Raw genomic sequence first — 23,365 nt, 5'->3', positions numbered from 1 at the left:
GAGTCGACTATCAGTTGAAGAAAGCTCCAAGGAAGCTGTGAAAAGTGCTTTTGCCCGCCGCCGGGCAAGTGCTACCTTGTGTGAACCCCGCCTGTGAAGAAGACCGCATGCGCCATGCCCATGTTCTTTTCGAGGTAACTATGAGCTATGTTCTCGCCATTGACGTCGGGACGAGTTTTACCGCGGCAGCCATTTACAAGGAGGGGCAAGGTACCAACCTTGCCCCCGAGATACTCCCGTTGGGTTTGCACGGCAGTGCTGTGCCCTCGGTGCTCTACTATGCCGACGACGGCAGGGTACTGGTGGGCGAAGCCGCCGAGCGCCGGGGCCTGGACGACCCCCGGCGGATGGTCCGGGAATTCAAGAGACGCATTGGGGACTCCGTCCCGATCGCCGTCGGGGAAGCCTGGATGGCGCCCGAAGACGTTTATGCCACGATGGCCCGCTGGGTGGTGGACAAGGCCCGGGAGCGCGAAGGCGGTCCGGCGGATTCAGTAGTCATGACCCACCCGGCTGCTTGGGGCCAGCATCGGACATCCACGGTCCTTGCAGCCCTGAATATGGCCGGACTTCCGGAAGTCACGCTGATCAGCGAACCGGAGGCCGCAGCACTCCATTACGCGTCCCAAACCCGTGTGGAGGATGGCAGCACCATTGCCGTCTACGACCTCGGCGGTGGCACCTTCGACACCGCTGTGCTCCGCAAGGCAGGAGCAGGACGCTTTGAACTACTGGGCCATCCCGATGGCATTGAAACCCTTGGCGGCGCCGATTTCGACGCCGCTGTTTTGCGTCACGTTGTGACTCACCTAGGCGAAGCCGTCACGGGCCTGGCGCCCGAGGACCCTGCAACGCTCGCCGCACTCTCGCGCTTACGCCGTGAGTGCCGGGAAGCCAAGGAAGCACTGTCCCTGGACAGCGAAGCAAGCATCTCCGTCTCCCTCCCGGGAACCCAACAGTCCGTCCGCCTGGTCCGCGCCGAGTTTGAGGCGATGATCGAACCCCACATCCGTGACACCCTGGATGCCTTGGAACGCAGCTTGGCTGAGGTCCGGTTGCAGCCGGAGGACTTGAGCGTGGTGCTGCTCATTGGCGGTTCGTCCCGGGTGCCGCTGGTTGCTGAACTGATCTCGGTTGAACTGGAGCGGCCCATCGCCGTGGACGCCGATCCCAAAGCCTCCATTTGCCTGGGTGCCGCGCTTTCGCTGAAGGGCACCCCCGACGCCGAAGCCGCTGCGCTTGCGGCTGTGTCTGTGGCCCCCGCCCAGGAACAACGCGAGGTGCCGCTGGAAACAGTGCCGCGCCCCGACGTCGTGCGTGGACGCCCGGAGCTGGCTGCGCTGAAGGCCGCGGCAGCGGGCGGAGCCAAAGCAGGCCGACACGCTCCGCGTTCGCGCGTCCGCATGGCCGCGGCTGCTGCGGCGGCCGCCACCGTCCTGACCGTGGTGACCGCGACGGCGGCGCAAAGCCCGGACGTGCAGGCGCTCTTCGGCTCACAGGCCGCGGACGTGATGCGCGACGGCGGTGCCCAGGCAAGCGGCGCTCAACCAGCCGGTGCGCAAGGCGGAGCCCAAGCGAAGGGTCAGGCCAGCGGCGGCGGGGCCGTTCCTCCTGCCGCCAAGGCCGGAACAGGACTGGACGCAAGCGCCAAGGGCGCCGCTGCCAGAACGTCCGCTGGCACCGGTCAGGGCGCGAAGAAGTCCACCACCGGCCCAGGTGCCGGCAGCGCCGGAACGGGCAGCGGCACTGCGGCCGGCGCGACCAGCGGCAACGCGGGCGGAACCACGACGCCGGGGACCACCACACCGGGCAGCGGCACGGGAACTGCCACTCCGGGGACGTCAACGCCGTCGTCGCCCCCTGCCTCGGAACCGGGTGGTGCAGCCAGTGGTCCAACCCCGACCACCCCACCGACGCAGCCTCCTGTGACGGACCCGACGCAGCCGCCCGTGACGGACCCGACGCAGCCTCCTGTGACGGACCCGACGCAGCCGCCACCCACCACAACGCCCGAACCGGACCCCGTGGTCCCCACGCCCGAGCCCACCGTCCAAGCGCCGGAACCCCCTCCAGTGACGCAGGACCCAGCGCCGACGGAACCGACAACGGAACCGTCCGTGGCGCCTGTTCCACCTGCAACGAGCCCGAGCCAAGAACCCGCACCGTCCCCGGAGGTGTAGGCATGAGGGGCCAGGGAAACGCGGAAGCACCCTCGGAAGCAAAATCCCGCCCGGCGGCTGCCACGCTGCCGTCGGACGGGACCAAGCTGCCTTCGGACGGGACCACGCAGCTGGCTGCGGCGACCTCATCGGCGTCGACCGCCTTGCCGGGCGGGACCGCGGCGGTACGGGAGTTGCTCCTGGCGTTGTCCGCGGGATTCACCCTGCCATCGCCGCTTCCGGACAACCTGGAAGGACGCAGCGATCTTCCCGGGATCATTGATTCGGCGATCGATGCACAGCTCCTGATGCCTGACGGATCTGTAGTGGGCACGGTGCGGCATGCCCTGCTCACCAGCACTCCAGTCCCAACCATCCACGCCCTGCAACGGGAATTGGTGGATAAGTTGGCTGCAGAGGGCAGACCCTTGGGGGAGTTGGCCCGTGACCTGGCCAGGGGCGGGCTGCAGGACTCTCGCGTGGCAGCCGAACTGGAGGAAGCCGCGGACAACGTGCTGGAGACCGAGCCCGCCATGGCCGCAGCTCTCTACGCGGAGTCGGTGCTGGCTGGCGCCAAGGAAATGCCGAAAGCGGCCTGCCGGGCCCAGGCCGCAGCGGGCATCGGTGATCTGGACTCGGCCGGCCGTTTGATAGACCGGCTGCTCGCGCTGCCGGAACCGCCGGACGTCCGGCGGGGAGTGGACGTTGCCGCCTCGGTGTGGGCCCAGCGGGGCATGATGTCCCGAAGCGCCGATACCTACTCGTGGCTGGGGCCTGGGAAGACGGCTGCCTCGGCGCCCCTGGCAGCAATTGCCATGATCGGCTCCGGAGACACTGCCGGAGCGGAGGCCATGGTGGCCGACGGCGGTTCGCGCCGGTCCCCGACCCACTTGGCGGTGGCGTTATCCCTGGCAAGCGACGGCCTGCGCCAGACCCTGGGCCAAAAGCCGCACTTGGGGTTACCGTCCTTGATCAGGGCCTCGGACATGATGAACGCCGCGGGCACAGCCATTCCCCTCCCGGAGGCACCGGCAGTGCTGGCGGCCTTGTGCGCCCTGCACAGCGGAGAGACCGCGGTGGCCGCTTCCGTGCTCAAGGCAGCAGTTGCCGCCGGTCAGGGCGGAGACTCGATGCGGCCCCGCCTGTACCTGTTGCAGGCCTGGTGTGCCATGCAGCAGGACAACACGGACGATGCCCGCCTGGCCATCAATGAAGCGAACAAAGCCAATCACTGGGCCTTGGCGCCCCGGGAGGAATTCCTCCTGGCGGCCCTTGAACTGGGTTTGGCGCGCCGCGGCGGAGAAGTCCACGAGCTGGTTTTGGCATGGGACAGGGCGCGGGAAGCCATGATGCATGTTTCCGTTGACCTGTTCAGCCTCCTGCCGTGGGGCGAGGTGCTTGTTGCCGCTGCACGTTTACGGGAATCACATCGGGTTTCGCACTACCTGCACGGGGCCTGGGACTTGCTGGAGCGGCTCGGGAATCCGCCGCTGTGGTCGGTCCCTCTGCACTGGGCAGCCGTCCAGGCTGCGTTGCTAAGCGAGAGTCCCACAGACCTTGCACCACATGCAGCGGCCTTGGTCAGGGCTTCGGAGCATAGCCACTACGCGGGTGTGCTTGCCGCCGGAGGCAAAGCCTGGGTATCGGTCCTGGCCGGCAGGTTCGCCGCGGCCGACGTCGAAACGGCCGCCCGTGGGTTGGCCGCCGTCGGAATGCCGTGGGAAGGGGCGCGCCTGGCCGGGCATGCGGCCGCGCGTGCCGATGAACGCCGGGACATGGTCAAGCTTCTGGCCTGTGCCCGGGACATCCACCCGCAGGGTGGCCACGCACCCGCGGAGGCTCATGAGGAATCTCCCGCCTCCACCGCGCCGGCGCCCGAGCCGAACGGCTTGAGTGCCCGCGAAATCGAGGTGGCAAGACTCATGTTGGAGGGAAAGACCTACCGCGAAATCGGTGAGGCCATCTACATTTCGCCCCGCACCGCCGAACACCACGTGGCCAGGATGCGGCGCCGGTTAGGGGCCGAAAACCGCTCTGAGCTGCTGGTTCGCTTGCGGATCGCGCTGGGGGAGGGGCACCCGCCCGGGGAGTGAACCCCTGTGCCCCTAACGGAGCCCGGCCGAAATCCCCTAATGGTGGGGTGCCGGATAGGGGGACCGGACCCGATGCCCCGGGCATCCCCCCGGCCATACGTTGAATGCAAGCCCGGCAAAGGCGCCGGGCGTTTTCCATCACCACAGAATTTGAGGGAGCGTTCCAATGCCAACACTCGCACAACAGCTCGTACAGTTCCTGATGAGCCTGTTCAACAACCCCGATGCAGCCGATGAGTTCGTCCGCAACCCCGAAGCTGCGTTGTCAGCCGCAGGGCTGCGGGACGTTTCCTGCGCTGATGTGGATGCCGCCCGGCCCGTAGTCCTGGACTACGCACCCATCAACGCCCGTGCCTCCTTCGACCGTGAGTACAACACCGGCGGCAACCACGCCTCAACCGGTGGTGGCGGCGAGCACCACGCTCCCGGCGGCGGTGGCAACACCGGCGGCTGGGGCGGCCGCGACGATGATCACGACGGCGGACACGGCCACGGCGGTGGCGGCGGCTGGGGTGGCCGTGACGATGACGACCACGACGGCGGACACGGCGGTGGCGGCGGCTGGGGCGGCCATGATGACGACGACCACGACGGCGGACACGGCCACGGCGGTGGCGGCGGACACAACGGCGGCGACTGGGACGATCACGCCCATGCAGTCCAGCAGTTGGTCCACGTGGTGAACAACTACTCCTACACCACCAACATCGACGACCGCGACACCATCACGGACCAGTCCGTGAACCAGAACATCTGGGCCGACGGCGACGTCACCCAGCTGTTCAACCAGGACGCAGTCATCGCATCGGGTGACGGAGCGATTGCCGCCGGCGACGACGTCGAGGACTCGGGCAACACCACAACCACCACGACCACCACCACAACCACCAACAACACCGACGACCACTCGCTGAACATCACCAACGGTTCCGGCGAAGTGAACGTCGGCAACACCGAACTGGATGTGGAGATCGAGGATTCGTTCAACGACAACTCGGATCATTCGGTGACGAAGGACTCCTACAACACGGACAACTCCACCCACACGGACGATTCGTACAACACGGACCTGGACGTGGATGTGGAGATCGAGGACTCCTTCAACACGGACAACTCCACGCACACGGACAATTCGAACAATTCGGTGAACGTCACGGACTCGTTCAACGAGACGGACAACTCCACCGAACTCGAAGTGGGAGACGTGGACGTGGAGGTCATCAACGACTCCATCGTGGTCCAGGACAACGAGCTGGAAGTTAACAACTCCACAGAGTACGACGTGGAAGACGTCCAGCTCAACTACGATTCCACGGTGATCCAGGACAACGAGGTCGAACTCGAGTACACCAACGTTGAGGACAACACGGTCATTGCCGACAACGAACTCGACGTCGAATACAACGACATCGACGACTCGCTGGTGGTAGCCAAGAACGATGTGGAAATCGACTAATACCGGGAGCCAACCGGTTTAGAGGCCAGCAAGGAAAGGCCCCGGCAGTGCCCGGCAGGCGGGAAACCACCTGCCGGGCACTTTCGCCGGACATTCACATACTTGAGGTCGTAAACAAAGGATCAGCTGTGACGGAAACCGAACGCATGGCCACGTTGGTGGAACAGGGCATGGAATTGGTGGGGGCAGGGGAGAGGAACGACCTTCGACGCCGGCTGGAGCAGACCCGGCGTCGTTTGCTTGACCCCAGCGTCCGCGTGATCGTGGTGGGCGAGTTCAAGCAGGGCAAGAGCCAGCTCATCAATGCCTTGGTCAACGCTCCGGTGTGTCCGGTGGACGATGACGTCGCCACCTCCGTGCCCACCGTGGTGAAGCACGGGGACGCGCCATCGGCCTCGGTGTTGGTGGCCAAGGGCCCGCAAGTACCGGAACAGGACCCTGCCACCCACGCTGTACCCGCCGGAAGTGATCAGCTGGAACGCCGGCCGGTCAACATCAACGAACTTGCCGCCTACGTTTCGGAAGCCGGCAACCCCGGAAACGCCAAGAACCTTGCGGCAGCCGAAGTCGCGCTGCCCCGCCAACTCCTCGCAGGCGGACTGACCCTGGTGGATTCTCCCGGCGTGGGCGGCCTCGGTTCCAGCCACACGCTCACCACCCTCACCGCCTTGCCGTCGGCGCACGCAGTGCTCTTCGTCTCCGACGCCTCCCAGGAATACACCGAACCCGAAATCCGGTTCCTTCGCCAGGCCATGCGCGTCAGCCCGAACGTCCTCGCAGCGCTCACCAAGACCGACCTGTATCCCAGCTGGCGGCAGATCGAGGCGCTCGACCGGCAGCACTTGTCCGAGGTAGGGCCCGGAATTCCCCTGTTCCCCGTATCCTCGGAGCTCAGGCTGCAGGCTGCGCGCTTGAAGGATAAGGAGCTCAACGACGAGTCAGGCTTCCCGGCGCTCATCACGTCGCTTCGCAACGACGTCGTGGGCAAAGCCGCCACGCTCCGGCGTCGTTCTGTGGCGCAGGACCTGCTGACCGTCACCGAACACCTCAGGCTCTCCCTCCAATCCGAACTGTCAGCGCTGGAGAACCCCGAAGGCACCCCACAGATGATTGCCGACCTGCAAGCCGCCAAACAGGAAGCCGACGCGCTCAGGAAACGCTCCTCCCGCTGGCAGACCACCCTCAACGACGGAATCGGCGATCTCATAGCGGACATGGAGTACGACCTCAGGGACAGGCTCCGGCGCATCCAACGCGAAGCCGAGACCGCCATCGACCAAGGCGACCCGGGGCCGGCATGGGATCAATTCACCGTCTGGCTGGAGCAAAGCACGGCTGCTGCCATCTCCGACACCTTTATTTGGACCAGCGAGCGCTCCCAGTGGCTTGCCCTCCAAGTCGCCGAACACTTCTCCGAGGAAGTGGTCGCGCTGCCCCTGACCAACGTCGCAGACACGGGCGGGGTCCTGGATCCGGTCGGCGAAATGCCCACCATGGAAGACGGGCGCCTGGGACCGCTCCAGAAACTCCTCATCGGCATGCGCGGCTCGTACGGCGGGGTGCTGATGTTCGGCCTGCTAACGGGCATCTTCGGCATGGCCCTGATCAACCCGCTGTCCGTCGGGGCAGGGCTCATGCTCGGCAGGAAGGCCTACCGCGAGGAGAAGGAAGCACGGCTCAAACGGCGCCAGGCCGAAGCGAAGACGCTGGTCCGGAAGCAAATCGACGACATCGTCTTCCAAGTGGGAAAGCAGCTGAAAGACCGCTTAAGGATGGTGCAGCGCGAAACCCGGGACCACTTCACCGAGATCGCTGACGAACACCACCGTTCCCTCACCGATTCCGTGGCCGCCGCGCAAAAGGCCGCCGCCACCTACGCGGTGGAACGCGACCTGCGCATGAAGGAGATCCGGACCCAGCTCAAGACGGTGGACGCCCTGCACCAGGCAGCTACGCAGCTGCAAGGAAGTGCCGTCGACGCGAGGCACCCCGCACCGGAGAAGCGGCCGGCCGCACCTGAACAGCAGCAGGCTTCCCAAGCCACCGCGGTGCGGGCCGGATGAATGGTCAGGTGGTAGCCGAAGCCGCAGTGTTGCTGCAGCAGGCCAGGCAGATTTACGACGGCGACGCCCGGGCGCTCGCGGTCATCGACGACCTGGCGGACCGCCTGGACGGGCCGCTGCGCATTGCGGTGGCCGGCATGGTGAAGGCCGGTAAGTCCACGTTGCTCAACGCAGTCATCGGCGAGGAGATCGCACCCACCGACGCCGGTGAATGCACACGCATAGTTACTTGGTACCGGTACGGAGCAACACCCCGTGTGACGCTCCACCCCCTTGCGGGCGAGCCCCGCACCTTGCCGGTCACCAGGGAAGACGGCCGGCTGGTCTTTCAATTGGGGGACATCCAGGCGGAAGATGTTGACCGCCTGGTGGTTGACTGGCCGGCCGCCAGCCTCAGGGACCTCACCCTGATAGATACTCCCGGCATTGCCTCCCTCTCCCAGGACGTCTCCGGACGGTCAACGGCATTCCTTCTTCCGGAGAACGCGCCGTCGTCTGCCGATGCCGTCATTTATTTGATGAGGCACCTGCACGCCTCGGACGTGCGTTTCCTCGAGTCATTCAAGGACAACGCTGCCGGGAAGTCCGGGACCGTCAACGCCTTGGCCGTGCTCTCGCGAGCGGACGAGATCGGAGCGGGCCGGATCGACTCCCTGATCTCGGCCGCTGTGATCGCCGACCGCTACAGCCGGGACCAGAACCTCAAGCCCTTGGCCCTGGGCGTCGTCCCGGTGGCAGGCCTCCTGGCCCAAAGCTCCAGAACCATGCGTCAAACCGACTTTGAGGTCATGGTTGCCTTGGCCGGAATGGACAAGGCCCAACGCGACAAAACCCTGCTGTCCGTGGACCGTTTTGTCCGTTCACCGGAACCCGCCGGTGTGGAACAAGGCGCCAAGGCTTCCCTGGTTGCGCGGTTTGGGTTGTTCGGGATCCGGCTCGGGGTGGCGCTGATCAATGGCGGCATCAGCGACCCCACCAACCTGGCCCACGAGCTTGCCCGGCGCAGCGGCTTGGGCCAACTCCTTCAAACGGTCGCCGCGCTCTTCCAGACGCGGGCCGAGGCCCTCAAGGCCAGGGCCGCCGTCGTGGGTTTGGAAGCTTTGCTCCGCACTGCCGGGACGGCCGGCGCAGCAGCGAGCGGGGATGCCGCCCGGCTGCTCACGGCCATGGAACGGTTGCAGGCGGGCGCGCACGAATTCCGGGAACTGAAGCTGCTGGCAAAGCTGAGGACCGAAGGCGCGGGCCTCACTCCGGAGCTCGCCACCGAAGCCGAACGGCTGGTGGGTGGCCGCGGGACCCTGCCGGCTCACCGGCTGGGAGTCGCACAGGACGCGGACGACGACGCCATCAGCGAGGCTGCGCGGGCGAGCCTGAACCGTTGGCGGCTGATCGCAGAGAACCCGCTCACCGAGCCGTCAGCCCTGGATGCTTGCCGGGTGGTGATCCGCAGCTGCGAAGGGATGCTGGCGGCTATTCCGGCTGCTGCTCCCGCCCGCTCCTGAGCCACGCCGTTGTGGCGGGGAGGAAGAGCAGGATCAGTCCGGCCGCGGCCAAAATGTATTGGGCGGCCAGCAGCACGGTGGCCAGGACACCGTCGGAACCCGGCGCAACGACGAAGTCCGAGATGATCACGGTGACCACGGCGTGAAGCAGGACCAAGGGTGCCAGCGCCCATCGCGCCCAGCTCCTGCGCTTGAAGATAATCGCCAGGAGGACGGCCTCCATGGCGATCACCAGCGCCAGCATGCCCAGGCTTCCCAGGAAAACGACGGCGGTGGCGCCCTCCAGTGACTCAGCGTCACCAGCCGGGACCATGCCTTCGATGACGCCCTTGAGCCGTTCGAAATGGGAGTTCCTGCCGAGGAAATCCGTCACGATCAACGCTGCTCCGGCAACGAAGCTTGCCACCCACAAGGAGCGCGACACCTTGGCCGGACCAGGTGCCTCCGTAGCAACGGCTATGGGCGGTGGTGCGGAGAGCGTTACACCGGGACGTGGCGGAGGCGCTGGTGTGGCCATATTACCTACTTCAGCTCGTCGGTATCATGGGGGTCCGGCTCGCCATGCTTGGCCTCACCGGTAGCAAAACCTTTGCCCTTGGGCCCGCCCGTTCCCTCCGGGCCCTTGGAATCCTTGAGCTTGCGCTCCTTGGCGTCGAGCTCGGCCTTGAGCTTCTTCAGCCGTTCTTCTTCTGCCTGGTTCCGCCGGCGGAGTTCGAGGTTGCGGAGGAACTCGGGATCGTCGTCGGGGGCCGTGGGGTAGCGGCGGACGGGTTGTGCCGAAGGCTTGCCGTAGGGGCGGCCGAAGATAAACCAGAGAATGGCGCCAAGCACAGGCAAGACGCTCATGACCACGATCCAGGCCGGTTTGGAAATCCCGCGGGTGGCGTGGCGGTCCGTACGGATGACATCCACAAGGGCGTACACGAAGACAACAAGGACGACGACGACGCCAACAACCCGGAGCATGCACCAAGTCTAGTCGCCCGGAGCGGTTCGCTGGATCCCCTCCAAAGGCTGTGATCAGAGTGCAATGAATCGGGCGGCTAAACTTGAAGGGTGGCTTTCCTGAAGTATTCCTTGATCCGCTTGGCGCTGTTCGTGCCTCTGTTCGTCCTTTTCCTGTTTTTGGGGACCGGAGTGTTCCTGGCAGTGATCTTTGCCGGGCTGATCGCCTTTGCCATCAGCTACCTGTTCTTCCAGAAGCAGCGTGACGAGGCCACGGCGGCCATGCGTGAACGTTTCTCCGGGCGTGCCAAACCCATGCGCACTGCGGGCGAAGTGGACGATGCCGCTGCCGAGGATGGCCTGGTGGAGCAGAACCCGGACGTATCCATCAACACGGACAAGCGGCCCAACGCCTAAATCCGGGTGAGGATCAGTCCGAGCGAGAACAGCAGGCTGTAGCCGAGGTTGATCAGGCCGGTCTGCTTGAGCACCGGAATGAGGCTCTTGCGCTTCTTGCCGTTGATCATGAGCCAGGCCGGCATGAGGCAAGCGGGGATCAGCAGCAGCACAATCAGCATCCACGGCTTGGTGGGTGCCAGCACGATGACCAGCAGGATCGCCACACCGAGCATCAGCACGTAGCTTTCGCGGGCGTGGCGGTCACCCAGCCGGACAGCCAGGGTGCGCTTGCCGGCGGCGGTATCCGTGGGAATGTCCCGCACGTTGTTGGCCATCAGCAGGGCGCACGCAATCAGGCCGGTTCCGATCGCACCTACGACGGCGGCGAGGCTCACCTGCCCTGCCTGGGTGTAGGTGGTTCCGAGCGTAGCCACGAGCCCGAAGAACACGAAGACGAACACATCGCCCAGGCCCATGTAGCCATAGGGGTTCTTGCCCCCGGTGTAGCCCCAGGCGGCCAGGACGCAGCCGATGCCCACCAGGATCAGCCACCACGCCTGGGTGATGATCACCAGGATCAAACCGCACAGCATGGCCAGCCCGAACAGCCCGAACGCGGCCCACTTCACCTGCTCAGGCTTAGCAACGCCGGAACCTACCAGGCGCAGCGGCCCCACGCGTTCCTCGTCGGTGCCGCGGATGCCGTCGGAGTAGTCGTTGGCGTAGTTCACGCCGACTTGGAGCAGCAGAGCCACAAGTGCGGCGAGGATGGCGTTCGGCAGCCGGAAAGCCTGGAGTTCATACGCCGCCGCGGAGCCGATCAGGACCGGCGCGATCGCCGCGGGCAGTGTTCGGAGCCTGGCTCCTTGAATCCATTGTGCAGCTGTCGCCACGTGCAGTACCTCGTGTGTTTCGCTTTGATCTTCGGTAGGGACGAATCTGTCCTATTGTCCCTGATGCAGCCGGTTGAGCTGTTCGGTCATGGCCATCCGGTCCGGTTTCCCGTTCGGCAGCATGAGCAGTTTCTTCTCCACCAGCACTGTTTTGGGGCTGAGGACTCCCAGGGCTGACTCGCGGCGGCCAGTGAAGCCCTTGATGCCGGCGGGCGTCGGATCCTCCATGGCTACATACGCTGCCACCGCCTGGCCCCACTCGCGCGAGGGGACGCCGGCCACGAAAGCTGCCGTGACGCCGTCGAGCTCTTCGAGCTTGCTTTGGATGTACGCGGCGGAGGCCTTGACGCCTCCGGTGATGATGACGTCGTCGGCGCGGCCCAGCACGGTGAGCTTGCCGTCGTCGGAGAGTTCGCCGAGGTCGCCGGTGACGTACCAGCGGACGCCGTCCTCCTCGAAGAACGCCGCATTACTGGGCTGGGGGGCGTCCAGGTAACCGGCCGCCACCGTTTCGCCGCCCAGCAGGATGCGCCCTTCAAGTTCGCCGGTGCCGATCCGGACCTCGACGCCGTCCAGGGGCTCGCCGTCGTACACGCACCCGCCGCATGTCTCGGCGGAGCCGTAGGTGGTGACCACCTTCAAGCCCTCACTGTGGGCGGTCGCGAGCAGTTCGGCGGAAGCGGGGGCGCCACCCAAAAGGATGGCGTTGAAACGGCGCAGCGCGGCCAGGGTTTCAGGGCCGGGGGAGTCGAGCAGGCGCTGCAGCTGGGTGGGCACCAACGACGTGAAGCGGACCTTGTCCGTCAGCTCCTGCGCGGCGGCCGTGAACGCCTCCGGGGTGAAGCCGTTGGACAGGTCCATCGCCCACGGCCTGGTGCCCGCATACAGCGAACGCACCAGCACCTGCACTCCGGCAACGTACTGGAGCGGAAGTGCCAGCAGCCACTGGCCCTCGGCGCGCAGCGTGATGGCCGTGCCCACGGACGACGCCGCGAGTGCATCGATCGTAAGGACGGTCGCCTTGGGTGTCCCGGTGGAGCCCGAGGTGCGGACCACCACGGCAGCGTCCTCGACGCCGGTTTCCACGGGTACCGCGCTCGGCCGGCCGTCCGCGTCGGTGACGATTTCGACGGCGGGGCCCTCGCCATGGAGGGCAGCGGACAGGGCCTTCAGGATGGGATCGATGTCCATGCCGGTCCTAGAAGTAGTAGGGGAAGTTGGACCAGTCGGGGTCGCGTTTCTGCAGGAAGGCTTCCTTGCCTTCCACGGCCTCGTCCGTCATGTAGGCCAGGCGGGTGGCTTCACCGGCGAAGACCTGCTGGCCTGCCAGTCCGTCGTCGGCCAGGTTGAATGCGAACTTGAGCATGCGGATGGCCTGCGGGGACTGGCGGGCGATGTCCGCAGCGTACTCCAGGGCTACTTCTTCCAGCCGTTCGTGGTCCACCGCCTCATTGACCGCGCCCATGCGCACCATATCCTCGGCGGAGTATTCGCGGGCCAGGAAGAAGATCTCGCGCGCGGCTTTCTGGCCGATCTGGCGGGCCAGCAGCGCTGAGCCGTATCCGGCGTCGAAACTTCCTACCGTGGCGTCCGTCTGCTTGAACTTGCCGTGCTGGCGGGAGGCGATGGTGAGGTCGCTGACCACGTGGAGCGAGTGGCCGCCGCCGGCCGCCCAACCGTTGACGACGGCGATCACCACCTTGGGCATGGTGCGCATGAGGCGCTGGACTTCAAGGATGTGGAGCCGGCCGGCGCGGGCGGGGTCAATGCTTTCTTGCGTTTCACCTTCTGCATAGCGGTAACCGTCCCGGCCGCGGATCCGCTGGTCGCCGCCGGAACAGAACGAGTGTCCGCCGTCCTTGGGGGAGGGGCCGTTGCCGGTGAGCAGCACCGTTGCCACGTCGGGGGTCATGCGGGCGTGGTCCATGGCCCGGTACAGCTCATCGACGGTGCCCGGGCGGAACGCGTTGCGGACTTCGGGCCTGTTGAAGGCGATCCGGACGGTGGGGAGGTCCCTGATTCCGTCAGCCGTGCGCTCAACCTGCCGGTGGTACGTCATGTCCTTGAAGTCGTCGAAGCCGGAAACGGTGCGCCAGCGTGAGGGGTCAAAGACGTCGGAAACCTTGGCAGGGAGATCGTTGTTCACAGTCCGAGTCTAGTAACGCTCCTCAGCTGATGCAGAACTCGTTGCCTTCGGGGTCGGCCATGGTGTGCCACTCGTGCGGCCCCTGGCTGGCGGTCCACAGATGGGTGGCACCGCGCGCTTCCAGTTCCTTGCGGACCACGTCCTTGTCCCGGCCGTCCAGGCGCACGTCCCAGTGCACCCGGTTCTTGACGCTCTTCGGGTTCGGGTCCGTCTGGAAGAGGATCCGCCGGCCGGTCTTGGGATCCTTGTCCTCGGCCGGAACGATCGCGCAGCCTTCGGCCCACACCAGCTTGCCGTTGTGCGTGATGGTTTGGTCCTCGGTTGCATAGCCCTTCCGGATCATGGACCGGATGAAGTCCTCGTCCTGCGGCTCGACCGTCCATTCGAGGGTCTCGGCCCACCAATCGGCGAGCTCGTGCGGGTTCTTGCAGTCCACTACCACCTGGATGTTGAGTGTCATGTGCTCCAAGCTAATCCCGCTGCGGGTGGCCGGGTAGGACTTTGCGGTCACCTTCCGTCCGGGTTCCCCCAACTGGGTCGCATTTGTGCGCGTTTTCAGGGCTCAAAACGTGCACAAATGCGACCTGGTTGGGTGGTTTGGGGGTGCGGTCAGTTGGTGAGGAGTTCCGCGGGGATTGCGTAGATCAGCACCACGGCGAGGAGGTTCTTGGTCGCATGGACGAAGTAGGCGAACATGAGGTTCTTGCCCGTCCAGACGTAGACGCCCACCAGGACCACGGCCATGCCAAGGTACGGCGCCAGCGCAGACAACTCCAGGCCCTCGCGTCCGATTGTGTGGATCGATGCGAACACCACGGTGGAGATGGCGCAGCACACCCAGATGTTGACGTACTTGGACAATTTCCCGATCAACAAATGCCTGAAGAGGTATTCCTCGACGAACGGCCCCACCAGCACCAGTAACGGAACCATCAGCCAAGCGGGCACCTGCTGCAGCAGGCCTTGGATCCCCAGTTGGTTCTCGGAACTCTGCGCGGTCCCCAGCGCGGCCACCAGGAGCGCGGTGAGGATCAGCATCGCCACCACCGCCAACGGCACCATGCCCAGCGTGAACCACGGCCGCGTGCCCAGGATTTTGAGGTCGCGACCGGCCACCCGCCAGGCAGAGGCTACGGCGAAAAGCCCGACGGCGGCATAGAAGACCGCGTTGACCGCGTAGGACGCTGTGGCCGGCTCGGGAAACAGCTGAAGCATCAGCCGCTCGACGGACGCGCCGAAGAACGTGAAGTACAGGGTAAAGCCCACGTATGCGGCAACGGCGGCAGCGTCCAAGGCATTGAACCTGTAGAGCCTTGTCTGCGTGGAAATTGTGCCCATATGAACAGCCTAGCTTTGCCGCCCGCAACCGGGGGCCGCTACAATTTTCGGTATGCCTAACTTTCCGTTTCGGCTCGCCAAAGTTGTCCGCCGTTTCGTTGCTTTCCTGGCCTCCATTGCCGTGGTGCTGGGGCTCTCGGCCTGCGGTGGCAACTCCACTGCGAGCAACTCAGACAAGCCCGTTGTGCTCACCACCTTCACGGTCCTTGCAGATATTGCAAAGAACGTCGCCGGAGACAAACTGCAGGTGGAATCCATCACCAAGGCAGGCGCGGAAATCCACGGCTACGAGCCCACGCCCGGGGACATCCGCAAGGCGGCGCAAGCGGACCTCATTCTGGATAACGGGTTGAACCTGGAAGCCTGGTTCGCGCAGTTCGTCGAAGGCCTGGACGTTCCCCACGCCGTAGTCAGCGAGGGCGTGAAAGTCATGGACATTGGCGAAGACAGCTACCGCGGCAAGCCCAACCCGCATGCCTGGATGTCGCCGGACAACGTCCAGATCTACGCAAACAACATGGCCAAGGCCTTTGCCGGCCTGGCGCCGGAGCACGCCTCCGAATTCGAAGCCAACGCCAAGGCATACAACTCCCGGCTGCAGGAAGTGAAAGACGAGATGGTGTCCAAGCTGTCCGTCCTGCCGGAAAACCACCGGGCACTGGTCACCTGCGAAGGGGCGTTCTCCTACCTGGCCCGGGACGCCGGCCTCAAAGAGGTCTACATCTGGGCCGTAAACGCTGAACAGCAAGCCACGCCGCAGCAAATCGCCCGGGCAATCGGGTTCGTCAAGGACAACCAGGTGCCCGCAGTCTTCTGCGAATCAACCGTGTCCGATGCACCCATGCAGCAAGTGGTGGGAGCCACCGGAGCGAAGTTCGGCGGAGTGCTGTACGTAGATTCACTGTCTGAAGCGGACGGCCCCGTGCCCACGTACCTGGACCTGATCCGGCACGACGCCAAGATCATCACCGAGGCCCTCACGGGAGGAACGGCATGAGCAGCCCGGCTATTGCTGTTGAAAACGTCACCGTCCACTACGGCGAGGTGCTCGCGCTGGACTCGGCATCGCTGACCCTGGAACGCTCCCGCATTTGCGGCCTCGTGGGCATGAACGGCTCGGGAAAGTCCACGCTGTTCAAGACCATCATGGGCATGGTCAAGCCGGACACCGAGCGGGTCCTGGTCAACGGCCACCCGCCGGCAAAGATCCGCAAAGAGGCGGGCATCGGTTACGTTCCACAAAGCGAAGAAGTGGACTGGGCCTTCCCGTTGTCCGTCCGCGACGTAGTGATGATGGGCCGCTACGGGCATCTGGGTTTCACGCGCCGGCCCCGCAAAGCCGACCGCGACGCCGTCGAGCACGCCTTGGAACGCGTGGAACTGGCTGACTTTGCCGACCGCCAAATCGGGCAACTGTCCGGCGGGCAGAAGAAACGCGCCTTCGTGGCCCGGGGCATTGCCCAGGACGCCACCATGATGCTGCTCGATGAACCGTTCGCCGGGGTGGACAAACGCTCCGAGGCCACCATCACCCGGCTGCTCAAGGAATTGGCCGCCGATGGCGCCACCATCCTGGTCTCCACCCACGATCTCCATGCGCTCCCGCAACTCTGCGACGAAGCAGTCCTCCTCATGCGCAAAGTACTGATGCACGGAAGTCCGGACGTGGTGCTGCAACCGGAAAACCTGGCCATGGCTTTCGGCCTCGACGTCATGAACAGGGGCTGAGATGGAATTCCTGCTCGAACCCCTCAGCTACGACTTCATGGTCCGTGCCCTCGCCACCACGGCCATCGCCGCAGTGGTGTGCGCCGTGCTCAGCTGCTGGCTGGTCCTCATCGGCTGGTCCCTCATGGGTGACGCCGTGTCCCATGCGGTGCTTCCCGGCGTCGTGCTGGCCTACATCGTGGGTGCGCCGTTCGCGCTGGGCGCTTTGGTGTTCGCGCTCTTGGCGGTGACCCTCATCGGCGTTGTGCGGAACACCAGCCGGGTCAAGGAGGATGCGGCGATCGGGATCGTCTTCACCTCACTCTTTGCCTTTGGCCTGGTGCTGATTTCCGTGACGCCCAGCCAAACCGACCTGAACCACATCATCTTCGGCAACCTGCTGGGCGTAAGCGTCCCGGACCTGATCCAAGTGGTCATTCTCGGGGCCGTCGCCTTCGCTATTTTGATCCTCAAGAGGCGGGACCTGACGCTCTACGCCTTCGACCCCACGCACGCCCACGCAATCGGCCTCTCGCCACGGCTGCTGGGCGCCCTCCTGCTGGGATTGCTCGCCCTGACCTCTGTGGTTGCGTTGCAGACCGTCGGCGTCGTCCTGGTGGTGGCGATGCTCATCATTCCCGGCTCCACGGCCTACCTGCTGACGGACCGTTTCAACCGGATGCTGGTCATTGCCCCCGTGATCTCCGTGGTGTGCTCCGTGGCGGGCATCTACCTGAGCTACTACCTGGACACCGCCTCGGGTGCCATGGTGGTGGTCACCCAAGGTGCGGTGTTCGCCGTCGTGTACTTGTTCAGTCCGCGGCAGGGGCTCATCGGAACCCGGCTCGCGAAAGCCCGGCGGAAGCGGGCACTGGCGGTCTAAGGCCTTGACGCGCCCGCTTCCCAGCGGGCAGTCTGGACCGATGAAGTCTTGAGAGCAGCCACTATCCGGCTGCATCCCCCGTACACCCATGGCCACCTGCCTGCTACGGACTCGCGAGGACACCTCATGACTGACCACCTGCACCTTTCCGGCGTCTCCCACGGCTACGGGGACCGCCAACTTTTTGATGCCGTCCACCTGGTGATCCCCCACGGCGAGCATGTTGCCGTCGTGGGCGAGAACGGTGCCGGTAAATCCACGCTGCTCCGCCTTCTGGCCGGGGTCGAAACGCCCGACGACGGCGAAGCGGGCTTCTCCGGCAACCCCGCCTACCGCGTGGGTTACCTCGCGCAGACACACGGGATGGCGGAGTCGCTGACCGTGGGGGACGCCATCGACGCCTCCCTTGGTGCGCTCCGTTCCCTCGAAGCGCACATTGCCGAACTGGAACGCGGACTGTCCGAGGCCGACACGGAGACGCTTGAGCTCTACGGCAGCCTGCAAACCGAATACCAGCTCCGCGAAGGGTACGCCGCCGAATCCCGGGTGGAAGCAGCGCTGGACAAGCTGGGGCTGGGAGGCGTGGACCGCCGTCGAACGCTTGGCTCCCTGTCCGGCGGCGAGCAAGAGCGGGTGGCGCTCGCCTGCCTGCTCGCCGACCCCGCAGAAGCCCTGCTCCTGGACGAGCCCACCAACCACCTCGACGCCACCGGCACCGCCTGGTTGGAGTCCCGGCTGGTTGCGCACCGGGGGACCGTGGTGGTTGTCTCCCACGACCGTGTCCTGCTGAAGAAAGTTGCCAGCACCATCATTGAGGTGGATGCTGATCGTCGCTCCGTGAACCGTTACGGAAACGGCTACGACGGCTACCTTCGCGAGAAAGCTGCCGAACGCGCCCGCTGGGTCCAACAGTACGAAGGCTGGGTGGACGCCATCGCCGCCGAACGGCTCCAAGCGGCCACCGTGGCGGACCGCATGGGCTACGGGCGCAGGCGGGACAAGGACAAGATGGCCTTCAGCTTCAAGAGCGGCACCTGGCAACGGGCGGCTGCGAGCAAAGTCCGCAACGCCCAGGAGCGGCTCCGGAGGCTCGAGGAAAACCCGGTAGACCGGCCGCCCGTACCTCTGAAGCTTGCCGCTCCCTTGGGCTCGGTGGCCGTGGACGTCTCCGAGCCGGCACTGGAAGCCCGCGGCGTCAGCGTTCCGGGCCGCCTCCAGCCCACCGACCTGCGGGTGGAAGCCGGGCAGAAGGTCCTCATCACCGGCCCCAACGGTGCCGGCAAATCCACCCTGCTATCCGTTCTGGCCGGTGTCCTGGAACCAGCTTCCGGTTCCGTGGCTGCACCAGGCAGGGTCGGCTACCTGCAGCAGGAACTCGACGTGCCTTCCCGCCCGGAGCTGCGCCTGCTCCCGGCCTTTGCCGCCGGGCTGGGCGGCACCATCGATGACCATGCCGAGGACCTGTTGCGGCTGGGGCTGTTCCGTCCCGCGGAGTTCCATGTGCCGGTTGGAGGGCTCTCGGCCGGGCAGCAACGCCGGCTTGCCCTCGCCCGGATCCTGCTGGGCGGCTACGACACCATGATCGTGGACGAACCCACCAACCATCTGGCTCCCGTGTTGGTGGAGCAGTTGGAGGCGGCGCTCGCAACCTTTTCGGGGACCGTGGTGATCGTGAGCCACGACCGTGCGTTGGGTGAGTGGTTCGACCGGTGCGCGGCAGGTGCGGGTGGCGCCGGTGCGGCCGGAACGTGGGTCCGGTACGGCATGCGGGACGGCGGGTTGTTGTAGTGGTTCCTGCCCTGCTCAGGAGCCCATTTGTTGCCTTCGTCACGGGTGCCGCGTCACATGCCGTAAGATAGACGGGTTGCGCGAACGTTCGACGTTCTGCGGTCCACGTCACAGAACGGGATTCCCAAAGGGGAAATCTCCGAATTTCCTGTGCCTAAACCGCCCGTGCTCCGGCACCGGGCGCAGCCCCCTACAGCAAGACCCCAACCCACAAGGAAACAGCTGTGCCGCAAAGTACCCCCACAGACCTCAAGCCCACGGCCCCATCCACGGCCGCAGGCTCCACCCTCAGCGCAGAGGGTTACCAGAAGACGCTCAGCCGCCGTCACGTGACCATGATTGCCATGGGCGGCGCGATCGGCGTTGGCCTGTTCATGGGCGCAGGTGGCCGTTTGGCTTCCACCGGCCCGGCTCTGATCTTCTCCTACGCCATTGCCGGCGTCATCGCCTACCTCCTGATGCGCGCCTTGGGCGAACTCATCATGTACCGCCAGACCTCGGGCTCGTTCGTGAGCTACGCCGGTGAAATGTTCGGCAAGAAAGGCGCGTACCTGTCCGGTTGGATGTACTTCATCAACTGGGCCATGACCGGCATCGCGGAACTGATCGCGATCGGCCTCTACTTCCAGTTCTTCTTCCCGAATGTTCCGGTTGAACTCTCCGCCATCGCAGCGCTGGTGCTGCTGGTGGCCGTGAATCTGTTCAGCGTCAAGGCCTTCGGTGAATTCGAATTCTGGGCTTCCTGCCTCAAGGTCGCCGCGATCGTGATCTTCCTGGCTGTGGGCACCTTCATGGTGGTCACCAACGCACAAGTGGGCGACGGCAACGCTTCCGTAGCCAACCTCTTCCACTCCGACGGCGGGATGTTCCCCAATGGCGGCCTGGTGATGATCCTCGTCCTGAACGCCGTGATCTTCGCCTACAACGCAATCGAGCTCGTGGGCATCACCGCAGGTGAGATGGAGAATCCGGAACGTGAAGTTCCCAAGGCGATCCGCGCCGTCGTCTTCCGCATTGTGGTCTTCTACGTCGGTTCCGTGACCCTGTTGGCCATGCTCCTCCCGTCCGACCAGTACGTAGCCGGCACGTCGCCGTTCGTCACCGTGTTCGGTCAGATGGGCCTGGGCTGGATGGGCGATGTGATGAACATGATCGTCATCACCGCAGCGCTTTCTTCCTGCAACTCCGGCCTGTACTCGATCGGCCGCATCTTCCGCACCATGGCCAACAACGGGCACGCTCCGCAGTGGCTGACCCGGATGTCCTCCCGTCACGTGCCGTTTGCGGCCATCCTGGCAATCGGCGGCGTGTACTTGGTGGGCATCCTCCTGAACATCTGGCTGGGTGGTTCGCACGCGTTCGACCTCGCGCTGAACACCGCTTCCATTGGCGTGATTTTCACATGGGGTTCGATCTTCGCGAGCCAGATCGCGCTGCGCAAGAAGCGCGGTAACGTGTCCTCCCTGCCCATGCCGGGCTCGCCCTGGACCAGCTGGATCGGCCTCGTGGCGCTGCTGGCCATTACGGTCCTGATCGGCTTCGACACCGTCACGGACAAGACCACCGGCGACGTCTTCCTGCTGGGCCTCTGGACCTTGGCCACCATTCCGTTCTTCGCAGTGGTGCTGTGGCTCGGTTGGCAGAAGGTCAAGAACAACCAGCCCAAGAGCGAGCTGTTCTCCTAAGCAACTGACTGGCAATAGGGGTTGCTCCGGAGCCTCAGAACAACCCCTATTGCCAGCTACTTGGGCGTCCACCCGCGCTCCTGCATCGCGGCCAGCACCTTGGACACAGCAGACCTTGCGTCGTTGCCCATGTGCCGTTTGGATATCCGCACCAAGTGCCAGCCCGCACGGCTGTAGTCTTCCTCGCGCTCTATGTCCCGGACAATCTGCGCGGGCTCTGAATGCCCCTCGCCTTCGTACTCAACGGCGACGCGCTGTTCGCGGTAGCCAAGATCGGGTTCACGTACGACGCCGAAACCCAGTTCCGTGGGATGGTTGAGTTCCGGTTCGGGCAGCCCGGCCAGCTCAAGTGCCAGCCGGAGTCGCGTCTCGGGCGCTGAATCGGCGCCAACCCTGGCCTGTTCCAAAGCCAGGCGCGCCTTGCGGATTCCGGGTGTTCCCTTGTGCCGGTCAAGCATCTCTTCCAGCTCCTCACGTGTGCAGTACGGTTCGCTTCGGTCCTCGAAGGCTGGCCTCGGCCTCCTGAGCAGATGATCGGCCACGACTGTGATTTCATCGATGGTCATCCGTCGGGCGCAGTCGAGCCATGTGCGGGGACGGGTGGTGATGAGCAGTCCATTGAGGTTGGTGATTTCATCGTCGAAGAACTGGCCCACATGCCCTTTGACTCCCTTGCGCCGCGGGATGGCCATGGTGTCCGGGCGTGAGATGTGGATGGTGGTTTCATGGCTGCCGGGCAGGAAGCCCGGAAACGCCCACAAGACAAATGCCGTGGCGTGCGAGGCCGCCGAAAAGGGAGTGATCACCGTGAAAGGCCTAACGATCTTCGGCAGCCCGACTTCACCGTTCGGAGGGGCCCGGATGCCCCTGCTTGGTGCCCCAAGCGCGCGGTGCCTCCAGCGCTGACGCGAGACGCCGGCGTCGAGCGCTTCCTGCCATGTGAACGGAACTGACGACAGGGCTTCCGGCAGTGGTTGGGGGAGTCGCATCTCCTCATGCTGGCAAACCTTCCGTCAGCGCGGGACGTTATCCACAGCCTTCGCGCACGGAAGCCCAACTGACTGGCAATAGGGGTTGCTCTGGAGCCTCAGAACAACCCCTATTGCCAGTCAGTTGGGAGTGTCAGTGCCCGGGTCTAGGCTCGATGTATGGAACACACCACCACGCTGACCCAGCACATCAATGCGAGCCCGGAGAAGGTTTGGGCGGTCGTCTCTGACATTCCCGGTTCTGCCGCCACGCTGTCCGGCATCGATTCCGTCCAGATGCTCAGCGAGGGCCCGTACGGCGAAGGAACCCGCTGGAAAGAGACCCGCACCATGTTGGGCAAGCAGGAAACCGTGGAAATGTGGGTCGCGGAAGCCGATCCTCCGCGGAGCACAACGGTCAAGGCACACCAGGGCGGTGCCGCCTACACCACGCGCTTCAACCTTGCCGGGCGCGACGCCGGAACGGACCTTACGGTGACCTTCGGGGCAGAGGTCCTGAAGCCGACTTTCTTGAGCAAGGTGGGCATGGCCCTCTTCGGCAAGCTCGGCATGAGCTTCACGCGCAAGGCGTTGGGCAAGGACCTTGCCGAGATCGCTGCCAAGGCGGAGTCGCTCTGATGCCGGCCGGCAAAGTTGCCGCACCCAAGGTCCCGCCGGTGCGGCTGGATGAACTGCGCGACGACGACGCCCCGGACTTCCAGCGCGGGGAACGGTATGACGGTATCCGCTTCACCCGGGCCTCCGCGGACGGGGAAGAGCTGAGCGGGGCGGACTTCATCGAATGTGAATTCAACGGCGTCTCCTTCAATGAAGCCCAGCTACGGGGAGCAACCTTCCGCGACTGCATCTTAGCCGAGCCGTTCGCCCCGGTTTTCCCGGCTGCGAGGACATCATGGCAGGACGTGGAGATCACCAATCCCAGGTGGGGCTCGGCCGAACTTTATGAGGGAAGTTGGCGCTCCGTCCGAATCGACGGCGGCAAGCTGGACTTCGTGAACCTGCGCGGCTCCAAGCTGGTGGACGTCCAGATCTCCGACTGCATCATCAATGAGCTGGACCTGGGCGGGGTCACGGGAACCCGGGTGGCCTTGAAGAACTGCACCATCGGAACATTGGACGTCACCGGGGCCAGGTTCAAGGATGTTGACCTTCGCACTTCGGAGTTCCGCGGGATCAACGGGTTGGCCGGCCTGACCGGGGCGGTCATTGATGACTACCAGTTGAGTTTGATGGCTCCTTTGCTCGCCAGTCACCTTGGAATCCGTGTGATTTAGGGAGGTGTGAGGACCGTCATCTGTTGACCGGCCGCGCCGGCCGTG

The 23,365-nt window shown here is 65.0% G+C and carries 21 protein-coding genes; 13 read left to right on the top strand and 8 right to left on the bottom strand.

The window, feature by feature from the left end; all coding sequences use genetic code 11:
- Positions 1-140: 140 nt before the first annotated feature.
- The 5 genes from QN084_RS05780 to QN084_RS05760 all read left to right on the top strand — a co-directional run bounded on the left by QN084_RS05780 (position 141) and on the right by QN084_RS05760 (position 9,273).
- The gene (locus QN084_RS05780; protein ID WP_069695971.1) at positions 141-2,180 is read left to right on the top strand and encodes an Hsp70 family protein; all 2,040 of its coding nucleotides are present in this window, start codon (positions 141-143) and stop codon (positions 2,178-2,180) included.
- 2 nt (positions 2,181-2,182) lie between these two features.
- Positions 2,183-4,252, top strand: coding sequence for a LuxR C-terminal-related transcriptional regulator (locus QN084_RS05775; protein ID WP_083261958.1), 2,070 nt, complete (start codon positions 2,183-2,185; stop codon positions 4,250-4,252).
- 166 nt (positions 4,253-4,418) lie between these two features.
- Positions 4,419-5,708, top strand: a complete 1,290-nt coding sequence (locus tag QN084_RS05770; RefSeq protein WP_069695892.1) for an IniB N-terminal domain-containing protein — start codon at positions 4,419-4,421, stop codon at positions 5,706-5,708.
- 146 nt (positions 5,709-5,854) lie between these two features.
- Positions 5,855-7,771, top strand: a complete 1,917-nt coding sequence (locus tag QN084_RS05765; protein ID WP_193786413.1) for a dynamin family protein — start codon at positions 5,855-5,857, stop codon at positions 7,769-7,771.
- Positions 7,768-9,273, top strand: coding sequence for a dynamin family protein (locus QN084_RS05760; protein WP_069695891.1), 1,506 nt, complete (start codon positions 7,768-7,770; stop codon positions 9,271-9,273). Before QN084_RS05765 ends, QN084_RS05760 begins: the two co-directional genes overlap by 4 nt.
- On the opposite strand, the gene QN084_RS05755 is transcribed toward QN084_RS05760, so the two are convergent.
- Together QN084_RS05755 and QN084_RS05750 are read right to left on the bottom strand one after the other, a co-directional pair.
- Positions 9,242-9,790: a hypothetical protein gene (locus QN084_RS05755; protein ID WP_052474246.1), complete on the bottom strand. Its 549-nt coding sequence runs from the start codon at positions 9,788-9,790 to the stop codon at positions 9,242-9,244. The genes QN084_RS05760 and QN084_RS05755 overlap by 32 nt on opposite strands.
- 5 nt (positions 9,791-9,795) lie before the next feature.
- The gene (locus QN084_RS05750; protein WP_069695890.1) at positions 9,796-10,239 is read right to left on the bottom strand and encodes a PLD nuclease N-terminal domain-containing protein; all 444 of its coding nucleotides are present in this window, start codon (positions 10,237-10,239) and stop codon (positions 9,796-9,798) included.
- Positions 10,240-10,329: 90 nt separating this feature from the next.
- On the opposite strand from QN084_RS05750, the gene QN084_RS05745 reads away from it, so the two are divergent.
- Entirely contained in the window at positions 10,330-10,635 is a 306-nt protein-coding gene (locus QN084_RS05745) for a DUF4229 domain-containing protein (RefSeq protein ID WP_021473845.1), read from the top strand.
- Here the strand turns inward: QN084_RS05745 and QN084_RS05740 are convergent.
- From QN084_RS05740 to QN084_RS05720, 5 genes are all read right to left on the bottom strand, one after another.
- Positions 10,632-11,510, bottom strand: coding sequence for a 1,4-dihydroxy-2-naphthoate polyprenyltransferase (locus QN084_RS05740; protein ID WP_021473846.1), 879 nt, complete (start codon positions 11,508-11,510; stop codon positions 10,632-10,634). The genes QN084_RS05745 and QN084_RS05740 overlap by 4 nt on opposite strands.
- Positions 11,511-11,561: 51 nt before the next feature.
- On the bottom strand, positions 11,562-12,701 hold the full coding sequence (locus QN084_RS05735) for an AMP-binding protein (RefSeq protein ID WP_069695889.1): 1,140 nt from the start codon (positions 12,699-12,701) through the stop codon (positions 11,562-11,564).
- A 7-nt stretch (positions 12,702-12,708) separates the two neighbouring features.
- Positions 12,709-13,656 carry a 1,4-dihydroxy-2-naphthoyl-CoA synthase gene (locus QN084_RS05730; RefSeq protein ID WP_021473848.1) on the bottom strand — a complete coding sequence of 316 codons (948 nt, stop codon included), beginning with the start codon at positions 13,654-13,656 and terminating at the stop codon, positions 12,709-12,711.
- Between the two features lie 22 nt (positions 13,657-13,678).
- Positions 13,679-14,116: a VOC family protein gene (locus QN084_RS05725; RefSeq protein ID WP_062099312.1), complete on the bottom strand. Its 438-nt coding sequence runs from the start codon at positions 14,114-14,116 to the stop codon at positions 13,679-13,681.
- Positions 14,117-14,265: 149 nt separating this feature from the next.
- On the bottom strand, positions 14,266-14,994 hold the full coding sequence (locus QN084_RS05720; RefSeq protein WP_021473850.1) for a CPBP family intramembrane glutamic endopeptidase: 729 nt from the start codon (positions 14,992-14,994) through the stop codon (positions 14,266-14,268).
- Between the two features lie 52 nt (positions 14,995-15,046).
- Between QN084_RS05720 and QN084_RS05715 the strand changes: the two genes are divergently transcribed.
- The 5 genes from QN084_RS05715 (at position 15,047) to QN084_RS05695 (ending at position 21,057) form a co-directional block, all read left to right on the top strand.
- Positions 15,047-15,991, top strand: a complete 945-nt coding sequence (locus QN084_RS05715) for a metal ABC transporter substrate-binding protein (RefSeq protein ID WP_069695888.1) — start codon at positions 15,047-15,049, stop codon at positions 15,989-15,991.
- The gene (locus QN084_RS05710) at positions 15,988-16,722 is read left to right on the top strand and encodes a metal ABC transporter ATP-binding protein (protein ID WP_069695887.1); all 735 of its coding nucleotides are present in this window, start codon (positions 15,988-15,990) and stop codon (positions 16,720-16,722) included. The genes QN084_RS05715 and QN084_RS05710 overlap by 4 nt, the downstream gene beginning before the upstream one ends.
- A 1-nt stretch (position 16,723) precedes the next feature.
- A complete protein-coding gene (locus QN084_RS05705; protein ID WP_021473853.1) occupies positions 16,724-17,584 on the top strand; it encodes a metal ABC transporter permease in 861 nt (286 codons plus the stop codon).
- 126 nt (positions 17,585-17,710) lie between these two features.
- Complete coding sequence (locus QN084_RS05700; RefSeq protein WP_069695886.1) at positions 17,711-19,372, top strand: ABC-F family ATP-binding cassette domain-containing protein; 1,662 nt, start codon at positions 17,711-17,713, stop codon at positions 19,370-19,372.
- A 224-nt stretch (positions 19,373-19,596) separates the two neighbouring features.
- Positions 19,597-21,057: an amino acid permease gene (locus tag QN084_RS05695; protein WP_069695885.1), complete on the top strand. Its 1,461-nt coding sequence runs from the start codon at positions 19,597-19,599 to the stop codon at positions 21,055-21,057.
- Between the two features lie 56 nt (positions 21,058-21,113).
- On the opposite strand, the gene QN084_RS05690 is transcribed toward QN084_RS05695, so the two are convergent.
- Positions 21,114-22,046 (bottom strand): endonuclease domain-containing protein, encoded by a 933-nt coding sequence (locus QN084_RS05690; RefSeq protein ID WP_069695884.1) that lies wholly within the window; start codon positions 22,044-22,046, stop codon positions 21,114-21,116.
- Positions 22,047-22,205: 159 nt separating this feature from the next.
- On the opposite strand from QN084_RS05690, the gene QN084_RS05685 reads away from it, so the two are divergent.
- Entirely contained in the window at positions 22,206-22,664 is a 459-nt protein-coding gene (locus QN084_RS05685) for an SRPBCC family protein (RefSeq protein WP_062097774.1), read from the top strand.
- Positions 22,664-23,320, top strand: a complete 657-nt coding sequence (locus QN084_RS05680; RefSeq protein WP_069695883.1) for a pentapeptide repeat-containing protein — start codon at positions 22,664-22,666, stop codon at positions 23,318-23,320. Before QN084_RS05685 ends, QN084_RS05680 begins: the two co-directional genes overlap by 1 nt.
- Positions 23,321-23,365 lie beyond the last annotated feature (45 nt).

This window comes from Paenarthrobacter sp. R1, from assembly GCF_030264015.1.
Taxonomy (GTDB): Bacteria; Actinomycetota; Actinomycetes; order Actinomycetales; family Micrococcaceae; genus Arthrobacter; species Arthrobacter ureafaciens.
Note: the sequence above shows the minus strand (reverse complement) of the source record. Positions and strands in the feature narration are given on the sequence as shown.